A 25,645-nucleotide genomic window follows, 5' to 3' on the forward strand; every position below is an offset into this window, starting at 1 on the left:
TCTCCGAGGGGATTGATCAACGTGCTGCCATCGTCCGGGAACATCGGATGGTCCAAGCCCGACGCGCACGTGAACAGCAATGGAATCGGCAAATCGAATGCCTCGCGTTTGGCACCGAAATGATCGATGCTCGCATCCCAGCCGCGGTTCCTCCAATGCATCCTGTTCCAGCCCGGACAATTCGCCCGCATATACGCAAGATAGCCCATCACAACCACTTCCGAATCATCGCACGCCTCCTCTATACACGGACCTGTTCATAGGACCGTTCATGGGACTGTTGGGACCGTGCGCGGACCTGTTCACGGGCGGCGTCCAGCCGGGCGGGCATGCAGGCGGGTACGGGCTCATGCCCGCTCCCGGCACGCTCTCACAAATCAGCCCCCGGTATTCGCGGAACGTGAATTCCGCGAGCGCGACGCGCGCGGCGGCCGCGTTCGCCATGAGGAGCGGCACGTCCACGAACCGCATGGCGCCGACCGTCGCGTCCGCCCATTGCAGCAGTTGGACGGCGCGCACGGTCAACGGCATCATGTCCGGTCCGTCCGGCGGCTGCAGCACGATGCGACGTTCCGCGTTCCGCCGCGCCTCCTCATCGCCCATGGCCATGCTGGCGGCGATGTCCGCGCCGAACGGCAGCAGATGGTCCACGGCGAGCTGTCCCACGGCCGTGGCGACCATCGCGTTCTCCGATTCGGCGCTCGGCATGGTGAAGATCACGTGACGCCAATGCCGGGTGACGCCGTACACGTCGTTCGGGCCGGACTGCCATCCGATGAGCCGTCCGTGCGTGTAGTCCCACAGCATCCATCCGGCCGCGTACGCGGATGCCACTCGGTCCACGGCGCCCGGTCCGGCGAGCCACTGTTCGGTGCGGTTCGCCACGAGGCGTGCGGCCACGTTTCCCTGCGAGAGCGGATTGTCCAGCAGTCTGCCGTTCGGTCTGCGCATCGTCGCCTCGATTCCCCCCGTTTCCCGGTATCGCCCAGTCTATCGCCGTCGAGGAGGGAACCGTCGCGGCGACACGACGATTCAGTACGTCTTCAACGCGAGGTCGATGGTGAGGACGACGCCGGCGATCACGGCGGCGGCGCGCATGATGTTCGCGGGGATGCGTCGGGTGATGGGCGGGGCGATGTACCCTCCGATGAAACAGCCGATGCACAGCATGATCGCGGCGGGCCAGTCGACGGCGCCGCGCGCGATGAACACGACCGACGCGGTGATGTTCGCGCCCGTGCCGATCAGCGTCTTCAACGCGTTGATCTTATGGAACGGGCCGATCTTCGCCGCGTCGAGCACGGCGAGCGCGAGCGTGCCGGCACCCGCGCCGAAGTATCCGGAATACACGGCGACCGCGTCGACGCCGAGCCACACCCACCAGGAGTCCTTCTTCAGCGGCTGCACGGGGCGTTCGAGGGAGTCGGACAAGCGGACGAGGCGGGGGTGGCGGACGGACCGGAGGCGACGGACGAACGCTTGTCGGTCTTATCGGGTTTGTCGGACTTATCGGACACACCCGTTGCGGCGGATGCCTCGGCGTTCCGCATGCGCGCCAACTGCGCGTTCGCGTCGGCGGCCGCCTGCTTCGCCTGCATGCGTCCGCGCGGGTTGACCGCGATGATGAGCGACGAGAACAAGATCAATGCGGGCGCGGCGAATTCGAACACCTTCGGGTCGAGTTCGAGCAGCAGGAACGCGCCGATCACCCCGCCCACGGCGCCCACGGCCACGTAGACCACCGAGCGCAGCGTCTGTCCCTTCAGTTCGCGACGCGCGCCCATCACGCCGCCGATGCCGGTGCCGACCACACCCACCGTGTTCGAGGCGTTCGCCAGCACCGGCGGGATGCCGCATGCGAGCAGCGCGGGGTACGAGACAAGCGACGAGGCGCCCACGGCATACCCGACGAATCCCGCACCCACACCGGCCAGCAGAATCAACAGCAGCGTCACCAAGGAAAAACCCGCGACCATATCCACATCCTTCAACCTCGTCATGCATCGTCCCGCGTCCATGACAGGGCATGCCTTCCACGGAGCACACGGGAACCCTGGTTTTCCTATCAACCTGTTGCGAGGATACGCCGTTGGGAACCGGCCGCGGGTTTTCTCTTGCCATACGGACCGCACCACCCCTCCGGAGTCTTCGCGATCGCACGCCGATGCATGGACGCGAGCCGAACGACGCGTCGGCGCATCCAACGGCGACCGGCCGCACGCCGTTGCATGCCTGCCATGGCGTGCCTCTTGGTACGTGTCCTCCTGATGCGTGGACGTCCTATGCTGGCCAATCCCGATTGTGAAGATTCGCGAGGGCTCCGTCCACAACCCTTGCATTGGCTTTACACGCGGCGTCCATTCCCCGTACCGTGCCTGTATGAATACGATGATCGATGACGATTGGACCTACGAGCCCGTGGACGGCATGGATGAGCCAGCCGTTCCCTCGGTGTCTCTCCCCTGCCCACCGCCGGCTTCGAGCGCGTCGGTTGCGACCCACCAGCGTACGGCGGACACCACAACGGACATATCCACGAACACCGCACCCATGGGCATGGGCCTCGTCCAACGCAGACAGGATGCCATCCGCCGATGCACGCAGGAGGCCCAGTCCACGAAAACGACCCTGCTGTTCGGCATGACCACGTCACTCATGCTGCAGACCGTGCCGATTCCGCCCGATTGCGGCATCGATGAGACACTGCTGCATACGGTATCCAGCAGCAGGACCAAACGCGTGCGCAAACGCGCATTGACAATGCGCAACCACATCTGGAAACCGCTGCCACCATCAGGCCACATCCGCATCAACCAGCTCGTGTACGCGCTGGACCTGCGCCACACGTGGGCGCAGCTGTCCAACCACCTGACGTTGGAATCGACCATCATACTCGGCGAGTCGATCGTCACCGCGATAAGCCGTCAACCGGCGCTGGCGAACGGACGGGCACCGGACACCATCCTGCGGGAGCTTGATGCATGGCTCACCTCGATGCCCCGGTTCAAAGGCAAACGACTATGCGAACAGGCCATGGCAATGATGCGTCCCCATGCGGAGTCACCGCAGGAGACACGCACCCGTCTCGGGCTGCTGGCTCACGGACTACCCGATCCCGTGGCAAGCTACGCCGTTCCCAATGTGACATTCCGTTCCGGCAGCCCCATGACATTGGACCTCGCATGGCCGGATCATCTGGTCGCCGTGGAATACGACGGTGATCAGCATCGCACCGACCGGACGCAATGGCGGCGCGACCAGGAGAAGAGGGATCGTCTTCGCGGCAGAGGCTGGCACATCGGCATCGCCACCGCGGCCACACTCGCCGATGACGCGTCCCGCGCCGATTTCGCCTTCTCCATCGCCCGTGTGCTCGCAGGACGCGGCGCCATATTCGATTTCCATGTCCTCGCCCGGCCATTGGAACGTATCGCGCGGGAACGAGCCGGGCGATCGGATACGGGCGGGATGTAGGAACGGAGTACAGGAATCGGACGGTATACAGAAACCGGACGGAGGATGGGTAATGGAAATGCGGACGTCCGGTGGGAAGCGCCGACGGACAGGTGCCGCGGAATCCAGCGGAATGTCATGGACGGACAACGGCTCACCGGTATACATCTGCATTGCCAGTGGTACGCAACGCCGATACAGAGATTCATGACGTTGCGTACCGCAAATTCGGGGTACACAACACGATTAACGCATCCCGCAAGACCGTGTACCCCGATGTTTCGGCTCACGCCATGGCGAACCGTTGGAAAATGGCCGTTCTCATCGTAAGCACCATGGTCCGCCGCGGTACGCAATGCCATCAGCCCCTGAAACCGCGTTGTGTACCGCAAATTCGGGGTACACAACACCACAGGTCCTCGGAATCACATTGCGTACCAGAGCCCGGGGTACACAACACCGCAAGGGCACGGAACACGGTCATGTCCCCACCCGAGTGGTACACACCCGGGATATGCCCGAATAGGCTATTGCATACCCGCAACCGCATTGCCATACGGGTATGTGGCATGCAGTCATATGCGTATGGGGCGTGCCGAATCGATTCGGCACGCCCCATACGGCTTCAGCAGGCTTCAGCGATGATCCACGCCGTGAATCCACGCATCACCCGGTGTCACAACCAGACCGCGTCACAACCGGACCGCGTCACAACCGGACCGCGTCACAGCCCCTCGTTGTAGCGGCGCACGTTGAGGGTGCGCTTGGAGGAGGCGACGTTCTCGACGACGAGACGCTTCAGGGCGTCCGCGGCGTCGGCGTGCCCCTCCAGCCAGGCTTCGCCGAGCGAGACGAGCGTGGCGGGGTCCGCGTAGCCCGGGTACAGGCCGTTGAGCAGCGCCTCGGCCATGTGGTAGGTCTTGTTGCCCCAGATCCAGTCGATGGTCTCGAAGTACTTGGCGGCGTACGGCTCGGCCAGGTCTGTGCGCGGCGTGGCGGCGAATCCGCGGGCCACGGCCTCGAGCTGGCTGTTGGTGAGCTCTTCGTTGTGGAGCGCCTGGTCCCACGCCCACGCCTTCGCCTCGGCGGTGCCGCGCACGGCCTTCGCGCCGTACGCGAACTCGCGGTTCTCGGTGGTCTCGCGCTTGGCGAGCTGCGCGTCGATGTCGGTCTCGCCGAACGCGTTCACGGAGGCGAGCGCGTTGACGATGGTCCACGTGAAGTTGTTGTCGATGTCCAGTCCGGGCACGATGACGTCGCCGTCGAGCAGTCCGCGGGCGTGCTCGATGAACGCCTGATCGCCTTCCTCGCCGTAGCCGAGGTAGGCGGTGGCGAGCTGGAACTGCTGGTCGGAGCCGCCGGGTGCGGCGGCGACGAGCTTCCACAGTTCGGCGGCCACGTGGCGCAGCACGGTCTCGCGGCGGTCGGCGGCCACGTAGTGGTGCGCGGTGGTGCTCATGCAGGCGAGCGCGTAGCGGAACGTGGTGGATTCGGTCTCCCGGGCGAGCAGGCGCAGGGTGAGGTCCACGAAGCGTTCGGCGGGGAATTCGCCGTCGCGGGTCATGTCCCAGAAGGCGAGCCAGATCACGGCGCGGGCGAGTGCGTCGTCGAAGTCGGGCAGGCGCTGTTCGGCGAAGCGCAGGGAGTCGGCGTCGAAGCGGATCTTCGTGTAGGTGAGGTCCTCGTCGTTGACGAGCACGAGCGAGGGGCGCTGCTTGCCGGCCACGGCGTCCACGAGGGTGGTTTCGCCGTCCACGTCGAGTTCGTAGCGGTCGGTGCGCACGATGCGCTTGGTCACGGGGTCCTCGTTGTAGAAGCCGATGGCGAGGCGGTGCGGGCGCAGCACGGGGTGTTCGGCGGGCGCGGTCTGGGTGAGGGTGAGCGCGTCGATGGTGCCGTTCTCACGCTCCTGGACGTCGGCTGCGATGGTGTTGATGCCGGATTCCTCGAGCCACTTGGCGCTCCAGATCTTGAGGTCGCGGCCGGAGGTCTTCTCGAGTTCGCCGAGCAGGTCGGCGAGCGTGGCGTTGGAGTACGCGTGCTTCTGGAGGTAGTTGTGGATGCCTTCGAAGAACTTGCGGCGGCCCACGTAGAACACGAGCTGCTTGAGCACGGAGGCGCCCTTGGCGTAGGTGATGCCGTCGAAGTTGACGTACGTGTCGTTGAGGTCGTTGATGGGCGCGACGATCGGGTGCGTGGTGGGCAGCTGGTCCTGCCGCAGGGCCCAGCTCTTCTCGCCGGAGCAGAACGTGGCCCATGCGTCGTGCCATTCGGTGGCTTCGGCGGTGGCGAGGGTGGAGGTGAATTCGGCGAAGCTCTCGTTGAGCCACAGGTCGTTCCACCACTTCATGGTGACGTAGTCGCCGAACCACATGTGGGCGAGCTCGTGGAGCACGGTGACGACGCGGCGTTCGGCCAGGGCGTCGGTCACCTTGGATTCGAAGACGTAGGAGTCGCGGATGGTGACCATGCCGATGTTCTCCATGGCGCCCGCGTTGTATTCGGGCACGTAGATCTGGTCGTACTTGGCGTACGGGTAGGGCACGCCCCAGGTCTTGGCGTAGAACGCGAAGCCCTTCTTGGTGATGTCGAACAGGTAGTCGACGTCCTTGGAGAACGCTTCGGCGAGAGACTGGCGGCAGTACTGGGCCATGGGCACGGTGCGGCCGTCCTCGTTCTGGTATTCGGTGTGCCATTCGGCGTACGGCCCGGCGCAGATGGCGGTCAGGTAGGAGCTCATCACCGGCGTGGGGTCGAAGGACCACAGGCGGGTGGTCTCGTTCGGCTTGGCTTCGAGGGTGCCGTCGAAGGTCTCGCGCGGGTCGTCCTCCACGCTGTGCGCGGGCATGTTGGAGGTGACGATCCAGCTCTTGGGGGCGAGGACCTTGAAGTCGAAGGTGGCCTTGAGGTCGGGCTGGTCGAACACGGCGTACACGCGGCGGGCGTCCGGCACTTCGAACTGGGAGTAAAGGTACACGTTGCCGTCGGACGGGTCGACGGAGCGGTGCAGGCCTTCTCCGGTGTTGGAGTAGCGGCACAGCGCCTTGACGACGACTTCGTTCTTGGCCTTGAGGTCCTTGAGTTCGACGCGGTCGTCGGCGAACACTTCGGCGGGATCGAGGGCGACGCCGTTGAGCGTCACCTCGGTCACCTGGTCGGCGATGATGTCGAGGAAGGTGGCGGAGCCCGGCTTCGCGTTGAAGCAGATGAGGGTGTCGGAGCCGAAGGTCTTCGCGCCGACCGTCAGGTCGAGGTTGACATGGTAGTGGATGGGCGCTTCGACGACGGCCTTGCGTTCCTCGGCCTCGACGCGGGTCAGGTTCGATCCGGGCATGTGGTTCTCCTTGTGCGATGCTTGTTGTCTGTGACCGGTCGCATCCGTGGGATGCGGCCGGTGCGGTTGGTCTGCTGGAGTGCGTTTCCGACGGCGGGCGCGCCGGTGGCGTACGGCGCATGTGTCTTCCACGCGACAAGGCTCCCCGAGCGGGGAGCCTTACGTTTTATGGTCCGCGGGTCACGTCCGCACGGCCGTCGGTGACGGCCGCACGTGTCCGTTGCGCCCGCGGTGTCGTCCGATGAGGCCGTTCCGGCGTGCCGGAACGGCTTGGGATCAGTGCTGCTCTTCGACGTCGGTGGCGATGTCGGCCACGACGGGGACGATCATGGGCTTGCGGCGCAGCTGGCGCGCGATCCATCCGCCGAGGGTGCGGCGCATGATCTGCTGCAGCTTGTACGTGTCGGTGGTGCCCTGCATCATCGCGTCGTTGAGCTGTTCGACGATCTGGTGGCGGATCTTGTTGAATTCGCTTTCGTCCTCGGCCACGGCGTTGAGGTAGATCTTCGGGCCGGAGACGACCTCGCGGGCTTCGGTGTCGACCACCACGAAGCTGGAGACGAAGCCTTCGGTGCCGAGGATGCGGCGCTTCTCGAGCTCCTCGTCGGTGAGCTCGCCCACCGAATCGCCGTCGACGTACACGTAGCCGCACGGCACGGAACCGACGACCGCGGCCTTGCCGTGGTAGAGGTCCACCACGTCGCCGTCCTCGGCGAGGACGACGTTCTGCGGGTCCACGCCGGTCTTGACGGCGATGAGGCCGTTGGCCACGAGGTGGCGGTTCTCGCCGTGGATCGGCATGGCGCACTTGGGCTTGACGATGTTGTACATGTACAGCAGCTCGCCCTCGTTGCAGTGGCCGGACACGTGCACGGCGGCGTTGTCGCGGTTGACGACCTTCGCGCCGAGCTGCACGAGCTTGTTGATGACCTTGTACACGCCGTGCTCGTTGCCGGGGATGAGCGAGCTGGCGAGGATGACGGTGTCGAACTCGTTGATGTGGATGTCGCGATGGTTGCCGTCGGCGATGCGGCCGAGGGCGGCCATCGGCTCGCCCTGGGAGCCGGTGCACATGTAGACGAGCTTGTCGTCCTGGATGTCGTTGGCCTGCTTGAGGTCCACGACGGTGCCTTCGGGGATGTGCAGGTAGCCGAGGTCGGCGGCGATGGACATGTTGCGCACCATGGAGCGGCCGACGAACACGACCTTGCGGCCGTACTTGTGCGCGGTGTCGACGACCTGCTGCACGCGGTGCACGTGCGAGGAGAAGCTGGCGACGATGATCTTGCGGGTGGCCTGCGCAAACGCCTGGTCGAGGGCCGGGCCGATGGAGGTCTCCGGCTTGACGAAGCCCGGCACCTCGGCGTTGGTGGAGTCCATCATGAGCAGGTCCACGCCCTTCTCGCCGATCTTGCCGAATTCGACGAGGTCGGTGATCTTGTGGTCGAGGGGCAGCTGGTCGAGCTTGATGTCGCCGGTGTCGATGAGCGAGCCGGCGGGGGTCTTCACGTGCACGGCGAGCGCATCCGGGATGGAGTGCGTGACGGTGATGAACTCGAGGTCGAACGGGCCCACCTTGAGCTTGTCGCGGCCCTGGACCTCCACCTTGGTGGGGTTCTGATGGTGTTCCTTGCACTTGGCTTCGACGAACGCGAGCGTGAGCTTGGAGCCGATGAGCGGGATGTCCGGACGGAGCTTGAGCAGGTAGGGCACGCCGCCGATGTGGTCCTCGTGGCCGTGGGTGAGCACGAGCGCCTCGACCTTGTCGAGACGGTTCTTGATGTAGCTGAAGTCCGGCAGGATGAGGTCGACGCCCGGCTGCTCCTCCTCGGGGAAGAGCACGCCGCAGTCGATGAGCAGCAGGTGGCCGTTGTATTCGATGACGTTCATGTTGCGGCCGATCTCGCCGAGGCCGCCGAGCGGCGTGATGCGCATCGAGCCCTTGCGGTACTTCGGCGGGGCGATGAGGACGGCGTCCTGCTGGGGTGCGGTGGCCTGCGTGGTGGTGTTCTGGTGGCGTCCGCGTCCGGTGTTGCCGCCGCGGGTGCGCCCGGTGCCACGGCCGCGGCCGGCGCCGGTTCCGCGCCGGCGGGAGCCGCCGGCGTTCTTGGAGTTCTTGGTGGATTTGGTGTTGGTGTTCTCTTGTGCCATTGCTTTCTTGTGTTTCCTGGGTTTTCGCCCCCGTGCTCTCACGGGGACTGTGGCTTTACAGCAGGCCGGCGGCGCGCATGCCTTCCTCGGCCTTGGCGAGTTGGTTGGCGTCCGGGCCGACGTTCGGCAGACGCATGGTGGTGGAGTCGATGACTCCGCGGATCTTCAGCGCGGCCTTGGCCATGACGGCCTGGTATCCGTCGCCGTTGAGGGCGTGGACGAGCGGCGCGAGACGGTTGGCGAGGCGCTGCGCCTCGTGGATGTCGCCGCGGTCGAACGCCTCGGCGAGGTCGCGCATGGGGCCGGCGGCCGCATGCGCGATGACGGAGATGATGCCCACCGCGCCGATGGACAGGAACGGCAGGAACAGGCCGTCGTCGCCCGAGTACCAGGCGAGGCCGGTGCGCTGCTGCTTCTCGACGGCGGCGGCGAGGTCGCCGGTGGCGTCCTTGACGGCCACGACGTGGTCGAGTTCGGCGAGACGGTCGTAGGTGTCGACCTTCACCTTGAGTCCGGTGCGTCCGGGCACGTCGTAGATGATGATCGGCTTGTCGGTGCTTTCGTCGACGGCCTTGTAGTGGCCGACGACGCCGTCCTGGGAGGGGCGGGAATAGTACGGCATGACGACGAGCACCGCGTCGGCGCCCGCCTCCTGCGTCTGTTCGACCATGCGCACGGTGTGCGCGGTGTCGTTGGAGCCGGCGCCGGAGACGACCGGCACGTCGACGGCCTCCTTGACGGCGCGCACGAGGTCGACCTTCTCGTCGATGTGGGTGACGGGCGATTCGCCGGTGGTGCCGTTGACGACGATGCCGTCGGCGCCGTCCGCGACGAGTTGTCTGGCGAGTTTCTGCGCCGCTTCGAAATCGACGTCCCCGTTGGGTTTCATCGGGGTGACCATGGCGGGCAGGATGCGCCCGAACGGGGCCGGATTCAGCAGATGCATAGCGCTCTCAGTCATAGTGTTCACCGTACTTCGCGTTATGGACGCCGTATGGGGGTCGTCCGCGGGCGCATGGATGCGCGGCGGACGCTGGTCCGCGTCATGGGCGTCCTCTCATGGCGCGGACCATGGGATGCTCCGGAGATACGTTCCGGAGCATCCCGATTAGCGGAACAACCTCGAGAACAGGCCGCCGCGCTTGGGCTGCTGCTGTTGGGGCTGGGCCGCGGGTTGCGGCTGCGGGACCTGCTGCGCTTGCGGAGCCTGCGGAGCGGGGACCGCCGGACGCGGCGGGAGGGACGGCTGCGGCGGGTTGAGCAGCCGCAGCTGCTCCGGCGTGAGGTCGACGCCCTCCTGCTGGGCCTCACGATACAGATCGACGGCCTTCGCCACGTCCACCGGCACGCCTCGGCCCTGCGCGTAGCAGTCCCCCAGACTCGCCTTTGCGTTGGCGTAGTCCTGTTCGACAGCCGCGGTCAGCCAATGCACCGCCTGGACGTCATCCTGCGGCACGCCGGCTCCTTCCATGCAGAAGACGCCGAGGGTCCATTGGGCGACGGCGTTCCCCCGTTCCGCGGCCCTGCGGTACCAATCCGCCGCCTGGTGCCAATCCTCCGCCACGCCGATGCCGTTCGCATAACATGATCCCATCATGACCTGCGCGTCGAGGTTGCCCTGCCGCGCGGCCCGTTCGAACCAAGTGAACGCCTGGGCGTCGTCCTGCGGCATGCCACGGCCTTCCTGATACATCAGTCCGAGCAGGAAAGGAGCGTCCGTATCACCGTTCTCCGCAGCCCTGCGATACCAATCCGCGGCCTGCGCATAATCCTGCGGCACGCCTTTGCCTGTCTCATACACCGCACCAAGCGTGAATTGGGCGCGTGCATGGCCGTTCTCCGCGGCCTTGCGATACCAGTCCGCCGCCTGCGCGTAGTCCTGCGGCACGCCGGCGCCGTCCCGGTACAGCACGCCGAGCGTGTATTGGGCGTCCGGCTCATCGTTCTCCGCGGCCTTGCGATACCATGCGACCGCCTGGGCGTCATCCTGTCCGACGCCGTGTCCGTACGCATAGCAGTCGCCGAGCAGCGATTGCGCGACGGCGTTCCCCTGCTCGGCGGCCTTGGTGAACCAGACGACCGCCTGCGCGTAGTCCTGCGGCACGCCGTAACCGCCGTAGTAGCAGCTGCCCAGGGCGCATTGCGCGCCGGCGTAGTCCTGTTCGGCGGCTTTGCGGTACCAGGACATCGCCTGCGCGTAGTCCTGTTCGACACCTTGTCCCTGCGCGTAGCAGTCGCCGGTCCTCTTCTGAGCCTCGTCCAATCCCTGCTCGGCCGCCGCGCGGTACCATGTCACCGCTTCGGCCCAATCCTGTTCGACACCGTCGCCATAGGCGTAGCAATCGCCGAGCGCGAACTGTGCATTGACGAATCCCTGCTGGGCGGACTTGGCGTACCACTGCCGCGCCTGCTGCATGTCCTCGGCCATGCCCAGCAAGCCGTACGCGTAGATCGCCCCGAGCATCCACTGGGCCTGCGCGTATCCCTGCTGGGCGGCGGCCAGATGCCAGTGCAGGGCCGCCGCGTCATCCTGGGGCACGCCGTCGCCCGTCGCGTAGCATCGGCCCAGTTCGAGCTGCGCCTCCGCGTCGCCGGCCTGCGCACGCCGCATCAGGTCCTGGATATCGTCGGTATCGTCGCTCATGATCGGTCCTTCCCTAAATGCCGTTGACCATCCGCCGCCGTCCGGCGCCGTTCACAGGTCGAGGAACTTGTCGAGTCCGACGGTGAGTCCCGCGGGCGCGTCGCCGGCGAGCTTGCGGACGGCGAGGAGCACGCCGGGCATGAACGAGCCGCGGTCGAAGCTGTCGGCGCGGATGACGAGCTGCTCGCCGGCGTTGCCGAAGAGCACCTCTTCATGGGCGTTGAGGCCCCTGAGCCTCACGGCGTGGACGTGGATGCCGTCGACGACCTGGCCGCGCGAGCCGCCGTCGGTCTGGGTGTTGTCCGGCACGGGGCCGAGGCCGGCGGCCTTGCGGGCGGCCGCGATGCCCTCGGCGGTGTGGATAGCGGTGCCTGAGGGAGCGTCCACCTTGTTCGGGTGGTGCAGTTCGATGACCTCGACGGATTCGAAGTACTTGGCGGCCTGCGTGGAGAAGTAATCGGCGAGCACGGCGGAGATCGCGAAGTTCGGTGCGATGAACACCTTCTGCGTGCCCGGACGCGGGCCGGCGGCGAGCGCCTCGCGCACCTGCGCGAGCTTCTCCTCGGTCCAGCCGGTGGTGCCGACGACCACGTCGACGCCTTGGGCGATGAGAGCGAGCACGTTCGTGAGGCTTACGGACGGCACGGTGAATTCGACGACGACGTCGGTGTTGTCCGGCGTGATGGCGGTGAGGTCGTCGCCTGCGTCGAGCGCGAGCGCAAGCTGCGTGTCCGGGGCGCCGTTCACCGCGTCCACCACGTGCGATCCCATGCGTCCCTTGGCGCCGACGACCGAAACCCTGATCATGTCCGTTCCTTTCCGTTGCACCGGCGTCATGCCGGCGTCGTACCGTTCATCCGCGGGCGTCCCGTCCGCCCGTGGCGTGCGGGGCGTCGCATCCGTGTCGAGCCTATCATTTCCGTTTTGCCCGGTGCGCGTCCGTTCCACGGGCGGTGTGCCGGCGTTCATGTCAGCAGTCCAAGCAGGTCGTCCCTGGTGAGGGAGGCGATGGAGGCGGGCGCGGCCTCGGCGAGCGCGGAGGCGTCGGTGAATTGTCTGGCCAGTTCGCTTTTGGTGTGCTGCAGTTCGAGGATGCGTTCCTCGATGGTATCCTTGGCGACGATCTGGTAGACGTCCACGTCCCTGGTCTGGCCGATGCGGTGCGCACGGTCGGTGGCCTGGTTCTGGGCTGCGGCGTTCCACCAGGGGTCGGCGTGGATGACCACGCTGGCGCCCACGAGGTTCAGCCCGGTGTTGCCGGCCTTGAGGGAGATGAGGAACACGGGCGTGGAGTCCGCGTTGAACCGGTCGACGAGTTCGAGCCGGCGTTTCTTCGGCGTGGACCCGTCGATGGTGTAGTGGCGGATGCCGTGTTGGTCGAGCCGTGCGGCGATGAGTTCGAGGTAGCTGGTGAACTGGGAGAAGACGAGTGCCTTCTTGCCTTCGGACATGCAGCTGTCCACGAGCTCCTCGATGGCCGCGAGCTTGGCGGAGCGGTCCTTGGCGTCGGCGTACAGGAGGCGCGGGTCGCAGCAGATCTGCCGCAGTTTGGTCAGTTCGGCGAGGATCTGGATCTTGGACGTGTTGAAGTCGCCGTCGTCCTTGTGTTCGAGCTGTCGGCGCAGGCGCTGCTCGTGGGCGGCGTAGAGCTTGCGCTGCTCGCCTTCCAGCTGGACGGTGATCGTCGTCTCGATCTTGTCCGGCAGGTCGGTGAGCACCTGGCTTTTGAGCCTGCGCTTGATGAAGACGCCGACGAGCGCCTGGAGGCGCCGGGCCACCTGTTCGCCTTCGGGGTTGATGCGGGCGGCGGCCCGTCCCTGTTCGCTGGCGGCGTCCGCGGCGCGTCCGTTGGCGATGGGCAGTTCGTAGCGTTCGTGGAATCGCTTGTAGGAGCCTAGGAGGCCGGGCATGAGGAAGTCGAAGATGCTCCACAGTTCGCTCAGCCGGTTCTCGATGGGCGTGCCGGTCAGGGCGATGCGGTGGTCGGCTTCGATGGTCTTGACGGCCTTCGCGATCTTGGTGGTGTGGTTCTTGATGACCTGCGCCTCGTCGAGGGCCATCACGGAGAACCGGCGCCCGGCGTAGTCGTCCACATCCCGGCGCAGCAGGTCGTAGGAGGTGACGAGCACGGCGGGCGCGGCGTCCCGGTCGGCGTCCGTACCGTCATGGCCGTCGCCTTCGTCGCCGTCGCCCTGTTCCCCGGCCGGCGCGTACCGGGCGATGGCGGCGCGGCGTTCGGTCTTGGTGCCGGCAACGGCCACCGCGCGGATGTCCGGCGCGAATTTGGCGAATTCGGCGACCCAGTTGTAGACGAGCGAGGCGGGACACACGATGAGCGAGGGCAGGGAGGCGTCCGCGGACCGCAGCCCCTCCAGCAGCGCGATGAGCTGCACGGATTTGCCCAGGCCCATCTCGTCGGCGAGGATGCCTCCGAAACCTTTGTCGCACAGGGTGCGCAGCCAACGGTAGCCGTCCTCCTGATAGGGGCGCAGAACGCCGCGCAGGGGTTCGGGCACCTCGTAGGTGGCCGGGTCGATGTGCGTGAGCTCGTCCACGTACGCCATGAACGAGGGTTCCTTCTCGACGTCCGTCCCGGCGAGTTCGCCGTCGAGGAGGAACGCCTGCATGCCGGGCAGGGTGACGGCTCCCCCGTTGAGCTCATCCTCGCTCAGGTCGAGGTCGTCGGCCAGATGGTCCAGCGCATCGAGCCGGGCGCCTTCGAGGTTGACGAGCGTGCCGTCCCTGAGCCGGTGGAAGCGTTGGCGTCTGCGGTATGAGGCGAGCAGCGAGCCCACCTCGTCCGGCGGCACCTCGTCGGCGATGGGCGAAATCTCCACCAGATTGGACTTGACGGACAATCCCACCTTCACGGTGGGCGGCTTGGGCGCGAGCATGCGGTCGAACGCGGGTGTGGTGAACACTTTGCCGGCTTGCCGCAGGGCGGGCAGCCCCTTGTCGAACAGGGCCACGATGCGCGTGGTCTCGTCGCGGCCGATGCGTCCGGGGGCGGTGGGCGCGTCGATGGTGAAGTAGGCGCGGACGAGGTCCATGATCATGCGTTCGACGCCGAAGTCGTGGCCGGCGCCGACCATCGGCGTCACGCCGGAGGCGAAGTCGCCGCCGCGCTGGGGCACGATGACGGTCTCCCGTTCCCCGTAGCGGGCCTTCGCCACGCAGGTCAGGCCGTGCTCGTCGCGGTCAAGGTAGAACTCGGGCCCGCATTCGACGGGACGCAGCAGTTCGATCTCCCTCGGCACGTTGCCGGCGGGCAGGAGCCCGGAGTCCATCATCCTGGGCAGGAGGGTGCGTGCGAACAGCGGCGCGTCGTCGAACGCGACGGTCGTCTCCGTCCCGCCGCAGAGCACGGGCAGCAGGTCCGCGTATGGTTCGAGCGTTTCGGGGCAACGGACGAAGCGGTATCCGGCGGCGCTGACGTGCACGTCGTTCCGGTACGTCAGCCGGCTCCGCGCGGACCGTGTCACTGTGGCGCCCCGTTTCTCGCCGGGCGGCATGAGCAGCCAGGCGCCGTGGTCGCCCGTGATGACGGAGTCCACGGTGGGTTCGCCGCTGAGCGCGTATCCGTCCACGCCCTGCTTGCCGTTGATGCGTCTCATGGACACCAGCGGCATAGCGAACGGCGCGTCCCCGCCGACGTCCACGGTGGACGGCGAATTGTCGTACCATGCGTCCAGCACGAGGTCCAGACGGCCGCCGTCCATGATGTCGAGCAACCGGGCCGTCTCGCTGTCCGCCAATGTCAGGTAGCGGTCGATGGTGACGGCGCCGAATCTGCCGTACCGGATGTCCTGGAGGTCGGTGGCGCGGCGCACGTCCTCGACGCCCCCGAGGAAGGACAGGAGCCGCCGCGAACGCTCGTCGAACATGGAAGGGGTATGCGTGAACGCGAGTTTCCTGCCGTATTCGTGGTATCGGCGGGCGCGCACGTCGTCCAGCAGGCCGGAGATCGTCTTGAGCACATAGGAGGAGCCGCCGCGCACGCCGATGCGGAACCAGATGTTCCATCCGTTCACGCGGCGCAGCGTGGGCAGCAGTTCGACCTGTCCGGGGGCCACCACCGGCCGAGTCTCGCCGCCGCCGCGCGCGTCCGACGTGCCGGCGCGGGCGATGGTCTCACGGCGTTTCGCGTCCCGCTCCTGCTCGTCCTGTTCGTCGATGGCCCGCATCACGGCCAGCAGGTCCGTCGAAGAGGCGTGCGCCGGCTGCGCCGAGAATCCCGCAAACGTCTCGGGCCGGCCCGCGAACGCGATGACGAGCGCCGCCATGTGCTTGCAGACCACGTAGCCGCGGCGGTATGCGGGGCACGTACATCCCCCGCCGGAGACCACCGCCTCCTGACCGCCGATGTACACGTTCACCGTGTACCGGCTCGTGGGGCTGGTGGTGCCGTGCACGCGTCCGGAGATGGTGACCGCGCCGCCTTCATCCCGTTCGTAGGTCAGCGAGTCCATCATCGAGGTGGCACGACGCGCGATGACCCGGGCGCGTGACACCGTCGCGGCGTCCGCCTCGTACTTGAGGTCGGTCATCAGGTCGTCCATGAAGGACCGGTCGATGGGCCGTTGCCCACCGCGGCCCCGGCGTGCGCCGGACCGCCGCATGCCGCCGCTCCCCCACGCGCCGTCGTTCCACGGATCGACTTCGGCCGGACCGTCGCCGAACGCGGGGAATCCGGAGATCGGGCCGTCGTCGAACCCGACGTCGTCGAAATCGCCCGGTACATGCCCGAACACGCTCACGCCCATGTGCATCTCCTTTCCGCGAGACCCGACGGACGCGAACGGCCGCGTCCCGCCCCGCCATTCTATCGTCGCGGGACGGCTCCGGGCGATATCGCCCGGAGCCGTCCCCTACCGGCATGCCGGCGTGTCCCGCCCGTCCATCCCCGGCTCAGACGGCGGCGACCATACCGATCCGGCCACAACGCGCGGCTATACTGGTCTCGGCGTCGACGGAAGGTCCGCGGCGACCGGCACGCGGCATCGGCGCGCGTGCGCACGCCGGAAGGATTTCCGGCCGGAGGCTTGGCATATGGCGAACATTCTTCTCGGGGTCACCGGCAGCATCGCGGCATTCAAGGCATGCCACCTGGCCTCGGACTGGACGAAGGCCGGACACACGGTGCGCGTGGTCGAGACGGCCGCGGCGGAACGGTTCGTCACCCCGCTCACCTTCACCTCGCTCACCGGCCAGACCACCCGTACCGCCATGTTCCCGGCCATACCGGCCGTACCCGGCGACGTGGCCGCGAACCCGCAGTCGCCCGCCACCATCAACCACGTCAAGGACGCCTCCTGGGCGGACCTGCTGGTGGTGGCGCCGGCGAGCGCCGACGTCATCGCGCGGATCGCCTGCGGACTCGCCGACGACACCCTCACCTCCACCATCCTCGCGTACGAAGGGCCGAAGGTCCTGTGCCCGGCCATGAACGTGCACATGTACGACAATCCCGTCACGCAACGCAACCTCGCCACCTGCCGGGAGCTCGGCTGGAACATCGTCGAACCGGGCGAGGGCACGCTGGCGTGCGGCGACACAGGCCGCGGGCGCATGGCCGAACCGGACGTCATCGAACGCGCGGCGGACGGACTGCTCGCGCACGGCCGCGACGCATCCGGCGAGACCGTGCGGAACCCGCAGACCGCACGGACGCAGGCGGTCCCGCAACCCGGGCGCGACGCAGTCCGGAGGACGGACGTCGAAGACGCCGTCCCCGCGGCCGATTCCGGCATCACGGACGGCGATCCCGTCGCCTCACGCCCGCTCGACGGCCTGCACGTGCTCGTCACCGCGGGCCCCACGCAGGAGCCGCTCGACCCGGTGCGGTTCCTCACCAACCATTCCACCGGCAAGATGGGCTACGCGCTGGCGGAATCGGCCGCGGCGCTGGGCGCGCACGTCACGCTCGTCTCCGGACCGGTGGCGTTGGCCGCGCCGGACTCCCCCGACGTGGACGTGGTGCACGTCTCCACCGCACAGGACATGTTCGACGCGGTGGCGGAACGGTTCGCCTCCGCGGACATCACCGTGATGGCCGCCGCCGTCGGCGACTTCCGCGTGGCCGACGTGGCGCCGGAGAAGATCAAGAAGGCGGGGCGCGACTCCATCACGCTCACGCTCGTGGCCAACCCGGACATCCTCGCCTGGGCGGGCGGGCGCAAGCGCGACGACGGATCGCAGGTCCTGTGCGGGTTCGCGATGGAGACCGAGCACCTGCTGCGCAACGCGGCGAGGAAGCTCGCCGAGAAGCATTGCGACATGCTCGTCGCCAACAACCTGCGCGAGGAGGGCGCCGGCTTCGCCACGGACACGAACGTGGTCACCGTACTCACCCCGGGGATCGCGGACCCGCGCACCCCGCAGGTCGAGCATTGGGACAAGATGGACAAGACCGTGCTGGCGAAGCGCATCATGCTGCGGCTCGCGGCCCTGCGCAACAGCTGACCGACCGTATGCCGCGCACGGTATACGGCGGCGCGGCACGATACGTGACACACGCAACACACCTGACACACGCGACACACGCAACGAAGCATTCAAGCACATCCAAGGAGCAGACATCATGCTGATGGCCGTCGATATCGGCAACACGAACATCGTCATCGGATTCCTGGAGCGGGACCGCATCGTCGGCACGTACCGCATCACCACGAAGGCGACGCACACCTCGGACGAGTACGGGCTGATGATCACCCAGTTCCTCGCGCTCAAAGGCTACACGGCGGAGGACGTGGACGACGTCATCGTCTGCTCCGTGGTGCCGAAGGTCATGTACTCGTTCCGCTCGTCGATCATCAAGTTCCTCGGGCTCGAACCGATGGTGGTGGGACCGGGCATCAGGACCGGCATGAACATCCGCCTGGACGATCCGAAGACGCTCGGATCGGACTGCATCGCGGACTGCGCGGGCGCCTACCACACGTACGGCGGACCGGTGCTGGTGGCCGATTTCGGCACCGCCACCACGTTCAACTTCGTGGACGCCAAGGGCACGATCTGCTCCGGATTCATCACCACGGGCATCCGCACCGGCGCCGAGGCGCTGTGGGGGCAGACCGCGCAGTTGCCGGAGGTGGAGATCACCCGTCCGCAGTCGATCCTCGCCACGAACACGCGCACCGCCATGCAGGCGGGCCTGTACTACACCTTCCTGGGCGGCATCGAACGCACGATCACCCAGTTCCGCAAGGAGATCGACGAACCGTTCCGCGTGGTGGCCACGGGCGGGCTGAGCCGCATCTTCAAGAACGACACGGATCTCATCGACATCTACGATCCGGACCTCATCTTCAAGGGCATGGCGTACATCTACTCACGCAACGTGTGACGCGGCGTCGCGGGCTTCCTATTCAGGGGCTTCCTATTCGATGGTGAAGCCCTGGTTCGTGCCGTACTCGCGCAGGTCGGCCTGCCACGCGGAGAGCCCCTTGCGCAGGCTCACCTTCGCCTCCGGCCGCTCCAGCGGCTGGAGCGGATCGCCGTTCTCGTCCCTCATGCCCTGACGGATCTGCTCCTGACGTCTCTTGTACGCCTGCCATGAGCTCGACCACCGGTAGGCCTTGCCCACCGTGTTGCGGAAGTCGGTGCGCGCGTACACCTCGAACGGCAGGTACTGGTATCCGACGGACACGTTCTCCGCCGCCTCGGCGAGCACACGGTTGAACTGCTGGCCGCCGAAGTACGGGATGTCGATGCCGTCCGTGTTGCGCACGGTGGTCTTGTCGAGGAAGCTCTCGCTTTGCAGGGTGGCGAGGTCGGCGGGGAACGCGCCGCCGTCCACGCGAGCGCCGATGCCCTCCTTGTCATGGGTGACGAAGTCGACGAACCGGTACGCGGCGCGAGGCTTGCGCGTGGATTGGAGGACGCTCATGGCCGATCCGCCGTTCTCCGCCGTGGTGGTCGAGCCGTCCGGCGTGGGCATGGCCGTGACGCGCCACAGGCCGGAGGCTCCGAGCACGTTGGACAGCAGCATGGACGGCATCCATGCGCCGGAGAACACGGAGGCGACGTCGCCGGTGCCGAGGGCGCGCTTCCAGCTGTCGGACCATGTGGTGCGGCGGGTGTCGACGAGTCCCTCGTCGATCATCTTCTGCCAGAATTCGGTGAACCGTTCGGTGCCTTCGTCGCCGGCGAGGTCCACGGTGACGGTCTTGCCGTCGGCGCTGGTGTGGAACGGCCGGCCGCCGGCCAGCCAAATCATGGCCGCATAGAAGCTGGCATCACCGGCGTCCGCGGCGATGTACACGCCGATCTCCTTGAGCTTCTTGGCGGCCTCGTAGTAGTCGTCCCAGGTCTTGATCCGGCTGGCGTCGACACCGACCTGATCGAACACCTCCTTGTTGTAGAAGAAGGCCATCGGTCCGGAATCCATCGGCAGGCCGTAGACGCGTCCAGCGAGCTGCACGCTCGACCAGGTACCGGGTGAGAAGAACCCGGAATAGTCGTCGCCCACGTAGTCGGACAGGTCGAGCAGCTGTCCGGACACGGCGTATTGCGGGAGCGCGAAGTATTCGATCTGGGCGACGTCGGGCATGCCGTAGCCGTCCTGGATGGCCGTGTTGAGGTTCTCGTAGCCGGAGATGTCCTTGAGGTCCACGACGATGTCCGGATTGGCCTGTTCGAACCGGTCCACCACGGTGGCCATGCTCGGTTCCCAGCTCCATACGGTGATGTGCGTGCGGTCGTCGGCGGCCTGTCCGCAGGCGACGAGGGAGACGATGGAGGCGATGGCCGCGAGGGATGCGGCGACGCGGGTGATCCGATTGCGCAGTGCCATGTCCGTCCGTGCTCCTTGCCTGTGTCCGTCAGTTGCGTACCGTCGTCTCGAGTCTACACGCAACGACGAGGCCCCTTGGGGCGATGCGTGCATCGCTCCAAGGGGCCTCGCGTGTTCAGTTATGCGTCAGTCCACGCCGGTGCGTCCGGTTCGGACCGGAGTCGGGTTCACTTGACGGTGAAGCCCTGGTCCTTGCCGTAGTCCTGCAGGGCCTTCTGCCAGGCGGCGATGCCGTCGCTCAGCTTCTGGTCGCCGGTGTAGGACTTGCCGACGTAGTCGCCGAAGATGGTGCGGGCCTTGACCTCGAAGGGCAGGAACTGGTAGTCGGAGGACACGTTCTCAGCGGCCTGGGCCAGGACCTCGTTGTACTTCTGTCCGCCGAAGTAGTCGACGTCCTCGCCATCGGAGTTCTTCACCGTGGTGGCGTTCTTGAAGGAATCGGCTTCCATGGAGGCCTTGTCGGCCGGGAAGGCGCCGCCGGCCACACGGGTGGCCACGCCGTCGCCGTGGTTCGCGTACTCGATGAACTGGTACGCGGCGTCGGCCTTGGTGGAGGACTTCAGGATGGCCAGCGAGGAACCGCCGTTCTCGGAGTTGGTCGCGGAGCCGTCGGCGGTCGGCATCTGGGTGACGCGCCACTTGCCGGCGCCAGCCGGAGCGGAGTTGGCGAGGTTGGCCGGCATCCAGGCGCCGGTGAACAGGGATGCGATGGTGCCGTCGCCCATGCCCTTGAACCAATCCTCGGACCAGCCGGTGGTCTTGGTGTCGAGCAGGCCCTCATCGAGGAGCTTCTGCCAGAAGTCGGTGAAGGTCTTGACCTTCTCGTCGCCGGTCAGGTTGATGGTGACTTCGGAACCATCGGAGGAGGTCTTGAACGGGGTGGCGCCCGCAAGCCAGGTCATGGAATCGAAGAAGCCGGCGTCACCGGTGTCGGAGGTGATGTAGTAGTTGTCGCCGAGGGCGTGGATCTTCTTGGCGGCCTCGTAGTACTGATCCCAGGTCTTGATCTGCTCGGCGTCGACGCCGGCCTTGTCGAAGACCTCCTTGTTGTAGAAGAAGGCCATCGGGCCGGAATCCATCGGCAGGCCGTAGACCTTGCCGGAGAACTGCACGGAAGCCCACGGGCCGGGGGTGTAGAAGTCCTCGTAGCCGGAGGTCTTGTCGGTGATGTCCAGCAGGTTGCCCTTGATGGCGTACTGCGGGATGGCGTAGTACTCGACCTGGGCGACGTCCGGGGCGCCGGAGCCGGCCTCGATGGCGTTGTCCAGCTGGGTGTATTCCTTGGTGTTGGTGCCGACGTTCTTGAGGTTGACCTTGATGCCGGTCTTCTTCGTGAAGTCCTTGGCGACCTGGGTCAGGGTGGGCTCCCAGGCCCACACGGTGATCTCCTTGGCGTCCTTCTCCTGCGCCGGCTGGTCGCTGGCGTTGTCGGAACCGCAGGCGGCGAGGCTGGCCAGCATGGCGACCGCACCGGTCAGTGCGATGGCCTTCTTGGCGTTCGTGAACTTCATCGTCCTTTATCTCCTTCCCTTCGGCCGACTCCATTTCGACCGAAGACATTTGTGGTTGCCGCTTCCATCTCCGCGATCTTCGAACCGAATCTCTTCGATTCTCGGCTGTGAGAACCGGTTGAATTGCCTACCTGTTCCGCTTTGATGGTTGCGATAACATTGATTATACACATGCCGAGCTTTTTCGCCACCAGCTTGGGTGTTTCGGCGTGTTATCGATAACACGGCATGTTCTTCAGTTGTGGTTCTTCAGTTATGGACGGCCGCGTCCGGCCGGCATGCCCAAAGGCGGTTCCGGCCAGACGCGACGGGCGGCGGAGGGCCGGCCGCCGTCTCCCCACGATCCGGGGAAGAGGACGACCTGCCCATGCACCGGCCACGAGGTCACAGTTTGACGACGAGGACGCCGTTGGGGCTGATGGCGGCCGTGTGCTCGCTCTCGTTGACCTGGGCGAGGGAGGCGACGAGGGGCTCGCCCTCGACGTCCACCACGGCCGTGCCGTGCGTACGGTTGAACAGGAATACGAAGTGGTTCTCGCCAGTGTCGTCCGCACGTTCGACGCGCAGCACCTCGTCCCGGTCATCGCCGGCCGGAACCTCGATGCCGAGATCCTCGAGCAGTGCGGGCAGGCTCTTGGCGAGCCCCTCGCGTCCGAGTCGCGCGCCGACGTAGGCGGCCTTGCCGTCGCCGTATTCGTTGACGGTGATGGCGGGCGCGCCGTCCAGTCCGGTCCACTTGTCCGCCTTGAACTTGGAGACCACACGGCAGGTCTCGGCCACGGAGGTGATGACGTCGGCGAAGTCGTGCGCCACGGCGCCGTTGTCCAGGTCGAGATGATCCATCGCGCCCGGGAAGTCATCACCCATGGCGGCGAATTCCTCGACGCGCACGCCGACGACGTCCCGGATGGAGCCGGGATAACCGCCGAGCCACACATGGTCGCGTTCGTCGACCAGACCGGTGTAGTAGGTGACGAACAGCTTGCCGCCGTTCGCCACGTAGTCGCGCACGCGACGGGAGGTCTCCTCGCTGAGGATGGCGAGGCTGGGCAGCACCACGGCCTCGTAGTCGTCCCAGTTCCCGCGCACGGGCACCACGTCTGCGGTGATGCCGTTGTCCGCGAGGGCGCGGAACCAGTCGAGCGGCTCGGTCCAGTGGCGCACCTGCTGCGTGGGCGTGGCGGTGTGTTCGGTGGCCCACTCGGACTCGTAGTCGAACACCACGGCCACCTTGGACCTGACCAGTCTGGTGTCGAGGAGGCCCTCGTCGGCGAGCTTGTTCAGGTCGGCGCCGAGTTCGCACACATCGCGGAACACCTGGGAGTCCGGGCCCGCGTGCGGCACCATCGACGAATGCCACTTCTCCGCGCCCGCCTTCGACTGACGCCACTGGAAGTAGCAGATCGCGTCCGCACCCATCGCCAGATGCGCCAGCGAATCACGCACCAGCTCGCCCGGTTCGCACCGGTAGTTGATGGGACGCCAGTTCACCGCGGACGTGGAATGCTCCATGAGGAACCATGGATTCTTGCGCGCGATACCGTCGACGAGCGAGGCGGAGTACGCCAGCTCGTCGAAATGGGCCTCGCCGGGGGTGAAGTAGTGGTCGTTGGATACGAAGTCCACGTCCGCGCCCCACTTGTCGTAGTCGAGACCGGTGCCGCCGGCGGAGACCATGAAGTTGGTGGTCTGGGGCTTCGGCGCGATCTGAAGCAGCGCGTCGCGCTCGGCGCGGTAGAAGTCCAGCAGCGCGTCCGAGCTGAACCGCTTCCAGTCCAGCAGCTTGCCCGGGTTCATGAAGTTCCCCTCGCCGATGTAGCGCGGCGGGATGATCTCGCTGAACGAGTTCATCCGCTGCGCCCAGAACGCCGTGCCCCACGCCTCGTTCACCGCGTCGATCGTCTTGTAGCGATCCTCGCACCAGGCGCGGAACGCGCGCTCAGCGTCCGGCGAATAGTCGAACCGGTTGTGGCACCCGTACTCGTTGCTCACATGCCACGCCACCACATACGGGTTGTCCTTGTAGTGTTCGGCCATCGCACGGCACAGCCTGAGCGCGTACTCCTGGAACACCGGGCTCGTGGCGCGCCAATGCTGGCGCGCGCCCGGCTGGCACACGTCGCCCCGCTCATCCACCCACAGGATCTCCGGATGCGCCTGCGTCAGCCACATCGGCGGCGACGCCGTGCCCGAGGCGAGGTCGACGGCGATGCCGGCCTTGCCGAGCTTGTCGATGACACGGTCCAGCCACGCGAAGTCGTACACGCCCTCGCGCGGCTCCAGCTTCGCCCACGAGAAGATCGCCACGGAGACCAGGTTGACGCCGGCCTCCTTCATCAGGATGATGTCCTCGTCCCAGGTCTCCTCGGGCCACTGGTCCGGGTTGTAGTCGCCGCCGTACCAGATGCGCGGCTTGCCGCCCGCCAGAGGCTGCGGCCACTTGAACGTTCTACGTTCGGTCATGTTCTTTCCTTTTGGTTGGGTTGTGCTTCATTGCCAACGATTGAAATCCACCGATAGAGATGATGGGCGGCGGGCCGGAGCCCGTCGCCCATCATTCACAGGCGATGGAGGGAGACCGTCCGGTATGGCGGCCGCCATACCGGACGTATGCCGGTCATTCCTTGACGGCGCCGGCGGCGAGTCCGGACTGCCAGTACTTCTGCAGGCACAGGAACGCGATGACCAGCGGGATGATCGTGATCAGCGACCCCGTGATCACGAGGTTCTGGATCGCCTGGCCGCCGGCAGTCGAGGCCTGGTCCTTCCACTGGTTCAGGCCGATGGTCAGCGGATACCAGTCCGCGTCCTTCAACATGATCAACGGCAGGAAGTAGTTGTTCCACGTCGCCACGATCGTGAACAACGCCGTCGTCACGATACCCGGCGCCAGCAGGGGCAGGCTGATCGTCCAGAACGTGCGGAACTCCGACGCCCCATCCACCCTGGCGGCCTCCAGGAGTTCGGTCGGGACGGCCTGCTCGCTGAAGATCCACATCAGGTACAGGCCGAACGGGCTGATCAGGCTCGGGATGATCATGGCCCACGGCGTGTTCGTGAGACCCAATTTGGCGAACAGGAGGAACTGCGGGACCGCCAAAGCGATGCCCGGCACCGAAATACTGCCGATGATGACCGCGAACACGGCCTTACGCCCGGGGAACCGGAACTTCGCCAACGCGTACCCGCCCATGATCGCCAACAGGGTCGCGCCGCCCGCGCCCACCACGACATAGAGGATCGTGTTGACGAGCCAGCGGCCGAAGATCCCGTCCTGGTACGTGAACACCGTCGCGATGTTGTCCCACAGGGCGAACGAACGGCCGAAGCCGAGACCGAACGTGGACGTGAAGTCCGCCTGGGTCTTCGTCGCGTTGATCATGAGGTACACGAACGGGAACAGGCAGTACACGGCGAAGATCGCGCACACGACCGTCATCCACGTACTGCGGCGCGGATTGTTCACGTTCGCGAACCCGCTCTTCTCCGCGCGCCTGCGCTCCGCCGCCTCGTCACGGGCGACGCGCTTCTGGCGCGCCCTCTCCGCCCGCCTGGCGGCCCTCTCCTGCTCGCGCAGCGACTGCGCGGAAGTGGTTGCCTCGCTCACTTCATCTGCTCCTTCATGCTGTTCAGCTGCACCGCGTACGCGATCGCCATGGTGATCACGGCCATCGTGATGGCCAGGGCGGCGGCGTAGTTCGATTGGTTGCCCGAGAACGACAGGTTGTACGCGTACATGTTCGGCGTGTAGTACGTCG

The 25,645-nt window shown here is 66.4% G+C and carries 14 protein-coding genes and 2 pseudogenes; 3 read left to right on the forward strand and 13 right to left on the reverse strand.

Annotation, left to right across the window (positions count from 1 at the left end; genetic code table 11):
- Positions 1–225: 225 nt before the first annotated feature.
- Together JS531_RS03760 and JS531_RS03765 are read right to left on the reverse strand one after the other, a co-directional pair.
- The gene (locus tag JS531_RS03760; RefSeq protein WP_214312851.1) at positions 226–951 is read right to left on the reverse strand and encodes a hypothetical protein; all 726 of its coding nucleotides are present in this window, start codon (positions 949–951) and stop codon (positions 226–228) included.
- Positions 952–1,032: 81 nt separating this feature from the next.
- Positions 1,033–1,976, reverse strand: a pseudogene (locus tag JS531_RS03765) (sulfite exporter TauE/SafE family protein).
- A 574-nt stretch (positions 1,977–2,550) separates the two neighbouring features.
- Between JS531_RS03765 and JS531_RS03770 the strand changes: the two are divergent.
- Entirely contained in the window at positions 2,551–3,474 is a 924-nt protein-coding gene (locus JS531_RS03770; RefSeq protein ID WP_214312853.1) for a hypothetical protein, read from the forward strand.
- A gap of 703 nt (positions 3,475–4,177) precedes the next feature.
- On the opposite strand, the gene pepN is transcribed toward JS531_RS03770, so the two are convergent.
- From pepN to JS531_RS03800, 6 genes are all read right to left on the reverse strand, one after another.
- Positions 4,178–6,787, reverse strand: a complete 2,610-nt coding sequence (gene pepN / locus JS531_RS03775) for an aminopeptidase N (RefSeq protein ID WP_214312855.1) — start codon at positions 6,785–6,787, stop codon at positions 4,178–4,180.
- Positions 6,788–7,063: 276 nt separating this feature from the next.
- The gene (locus JS531_RS03780) at positions 7,064–8,938 is read right to left on the reverse strand and encodes a ribonuclease J (RefSeq protein ID WP_214312857.1); all 1,875 of its coding nucleotides are present in this window, start codon (positions 8,936–8,938) and stop codon (positions 7,064–7,066) included.
- A gap of 55 nt (positions 8,939–8,993) precedes the next feature.
- On the reverse strand, positions 8,994–9,899 hold the full coding sequence (gene dapA / locus JS531_RS03785; RefSeq protein ID WP_214312859.1) for a 4-hydroxy-tetrahydrodipicolinate synthase: 906 nt from the start codon (positions 9,897–9,899) through the stop codon (positions 8,994–8,996).
- Between the two features lie 147 nt (positions 9,900–10,046).
- Positions 10,047–11,582: an SEL1-like repeat protein gene (locus tag JS531_RS03790; protein ID WP_214312861.1), complete on the reverse strand. Its 1,536-nt coding sequence runs from the start codon at positions 11,580–11,582 to the stop codon at positions 10,047–10,049.
- 51 nt (positions 11,583–11,633) lie between these two features.
- Positions 11,634–12,389 carry a 4-hydroxy-tetrahydrodipicolinate reductase gene (gene dapB / locus JS531_RS03795; protein ID WP_214312863.1) on the reverse strand — a complete coding sequence of 252 codons (756 nt, stop codon included), beginning with the start codon at positions 12,387–12,389 and terminating at the stop codon, positions 11,634–11,636.
- A 158-nt stretch (positions 12,390–12,547) separates the two neighbouring features.
- Positions 12,548–16,141, reverse strand: coding sequence for an SNF2-related protein (locus tag JS531_RS03800; protein WP_240542020.1), 3,594 nt, complete (start codon positions 16,139–16,141; stop codon positions 12,548–12,550).
- A 490-nt stretch (positions 16,142–16,631) separates the two neighbouring features.
- Between JS531_RS03800 and JS531_RS03805 the strand changes: the two genes are divergently transcribed.
- Together JS531_RS03805 and JS531_RS03810 are read left to right on the forward strand one after the other, a co-directional pair.
- Positions 16,632–18,044 (forward strand): bifunctional phosphopantothenoylcysteine decarboxylase/phosphopantothenate synthase, encoded by a 1,413-nt coding sequence (locus tag JS531_RS03805; protein WP_214312866.1) that lies wholly within the window; start codon positions 16,632–16,634, stop codon positions 18,042–18,044.
- A 118-nt stretch (positions 18,045–18,162) separates the two neighbouring features.
- Positions 18,163–18,927, forward strand: a complete 765-nt coding sequence (locus JS531_RS03810; protein WP_214312868.1) for a type III pantothenate kinase — start codon at positions 18,163–18,165, stop codon at positions 18,925–18,927.
- Between the two features lie 33 nt (positions 18,928–18,960).
- Here the strand turns inward: JS531_RS03810 and JS531_RS03815 are convergent, their stop codons facing one another.
- From JS531_RS03815 to JS531_RS03835, 5 genes and pseudogenes are all read right to left on the reverse strand, one after another.
- Complete coding sequence (locus tag JS531_RS03815; protein WP_214312870.1) at positions 18,961–20,376, reverse strand: sugar ABC transporter substrate-binding protein; 1,416 nt, start codon at positions 20,374–20,376, stop codon at positions 18,961–18,963.
- Positions 20,377–20,543: 167 nt separating this feature from the next.
- Complete coding sequence (locus JS531_RS03820; protein WP_214312872.1) at positions 20,544–21,887, reverse strand: sugar ABC transporter substrate-binding protein; 1,344 nt, start codon at positions 21,885–21,887, stop codon at positions 20,544–20,546.
- A 384-nt stretch (positions 21,888–22,271) separates the two neighbouring features.
- Complete coding sequence (locus JS531_RS03825) at positions 22,272–24,350, reverse strand: beta-galactosidase (protein WP_214312874.1); 2,079 nt, start codon at positions 24,348–24,350, stop codon at positions 22,272–22,274.
- Between the two features lie 154 nt (positions 24,351–24,504).
- Entirely contained in the window at positions 24,505–25,494 is a 990-nt protein-coding gene (locus tag JS531_RS03830) for an ABC transporter permease subunit (RefSeq protein ID WP_214312875.1), read from the reverse strand.
- Positions 25,491–25,645, reverse strand: a pseudogene (locus JS531_RS03835) (sugar ABC transporter permease); the annotation flags it as partial. The gene JS531_RS03830 and the pseudogene JS531_RS03835, both read right to left, overlap by 4 nt.

Source organism: Bifidobacterium sp. CP2, assembly GCF_018555635.1.
GTDB lineage: Bacteria > Actinomycetota > Actinomycetes > Actinomycetales > Bifidobacteriaceae > Bifidobacterium > Bifidobacterium saguinibicoloris.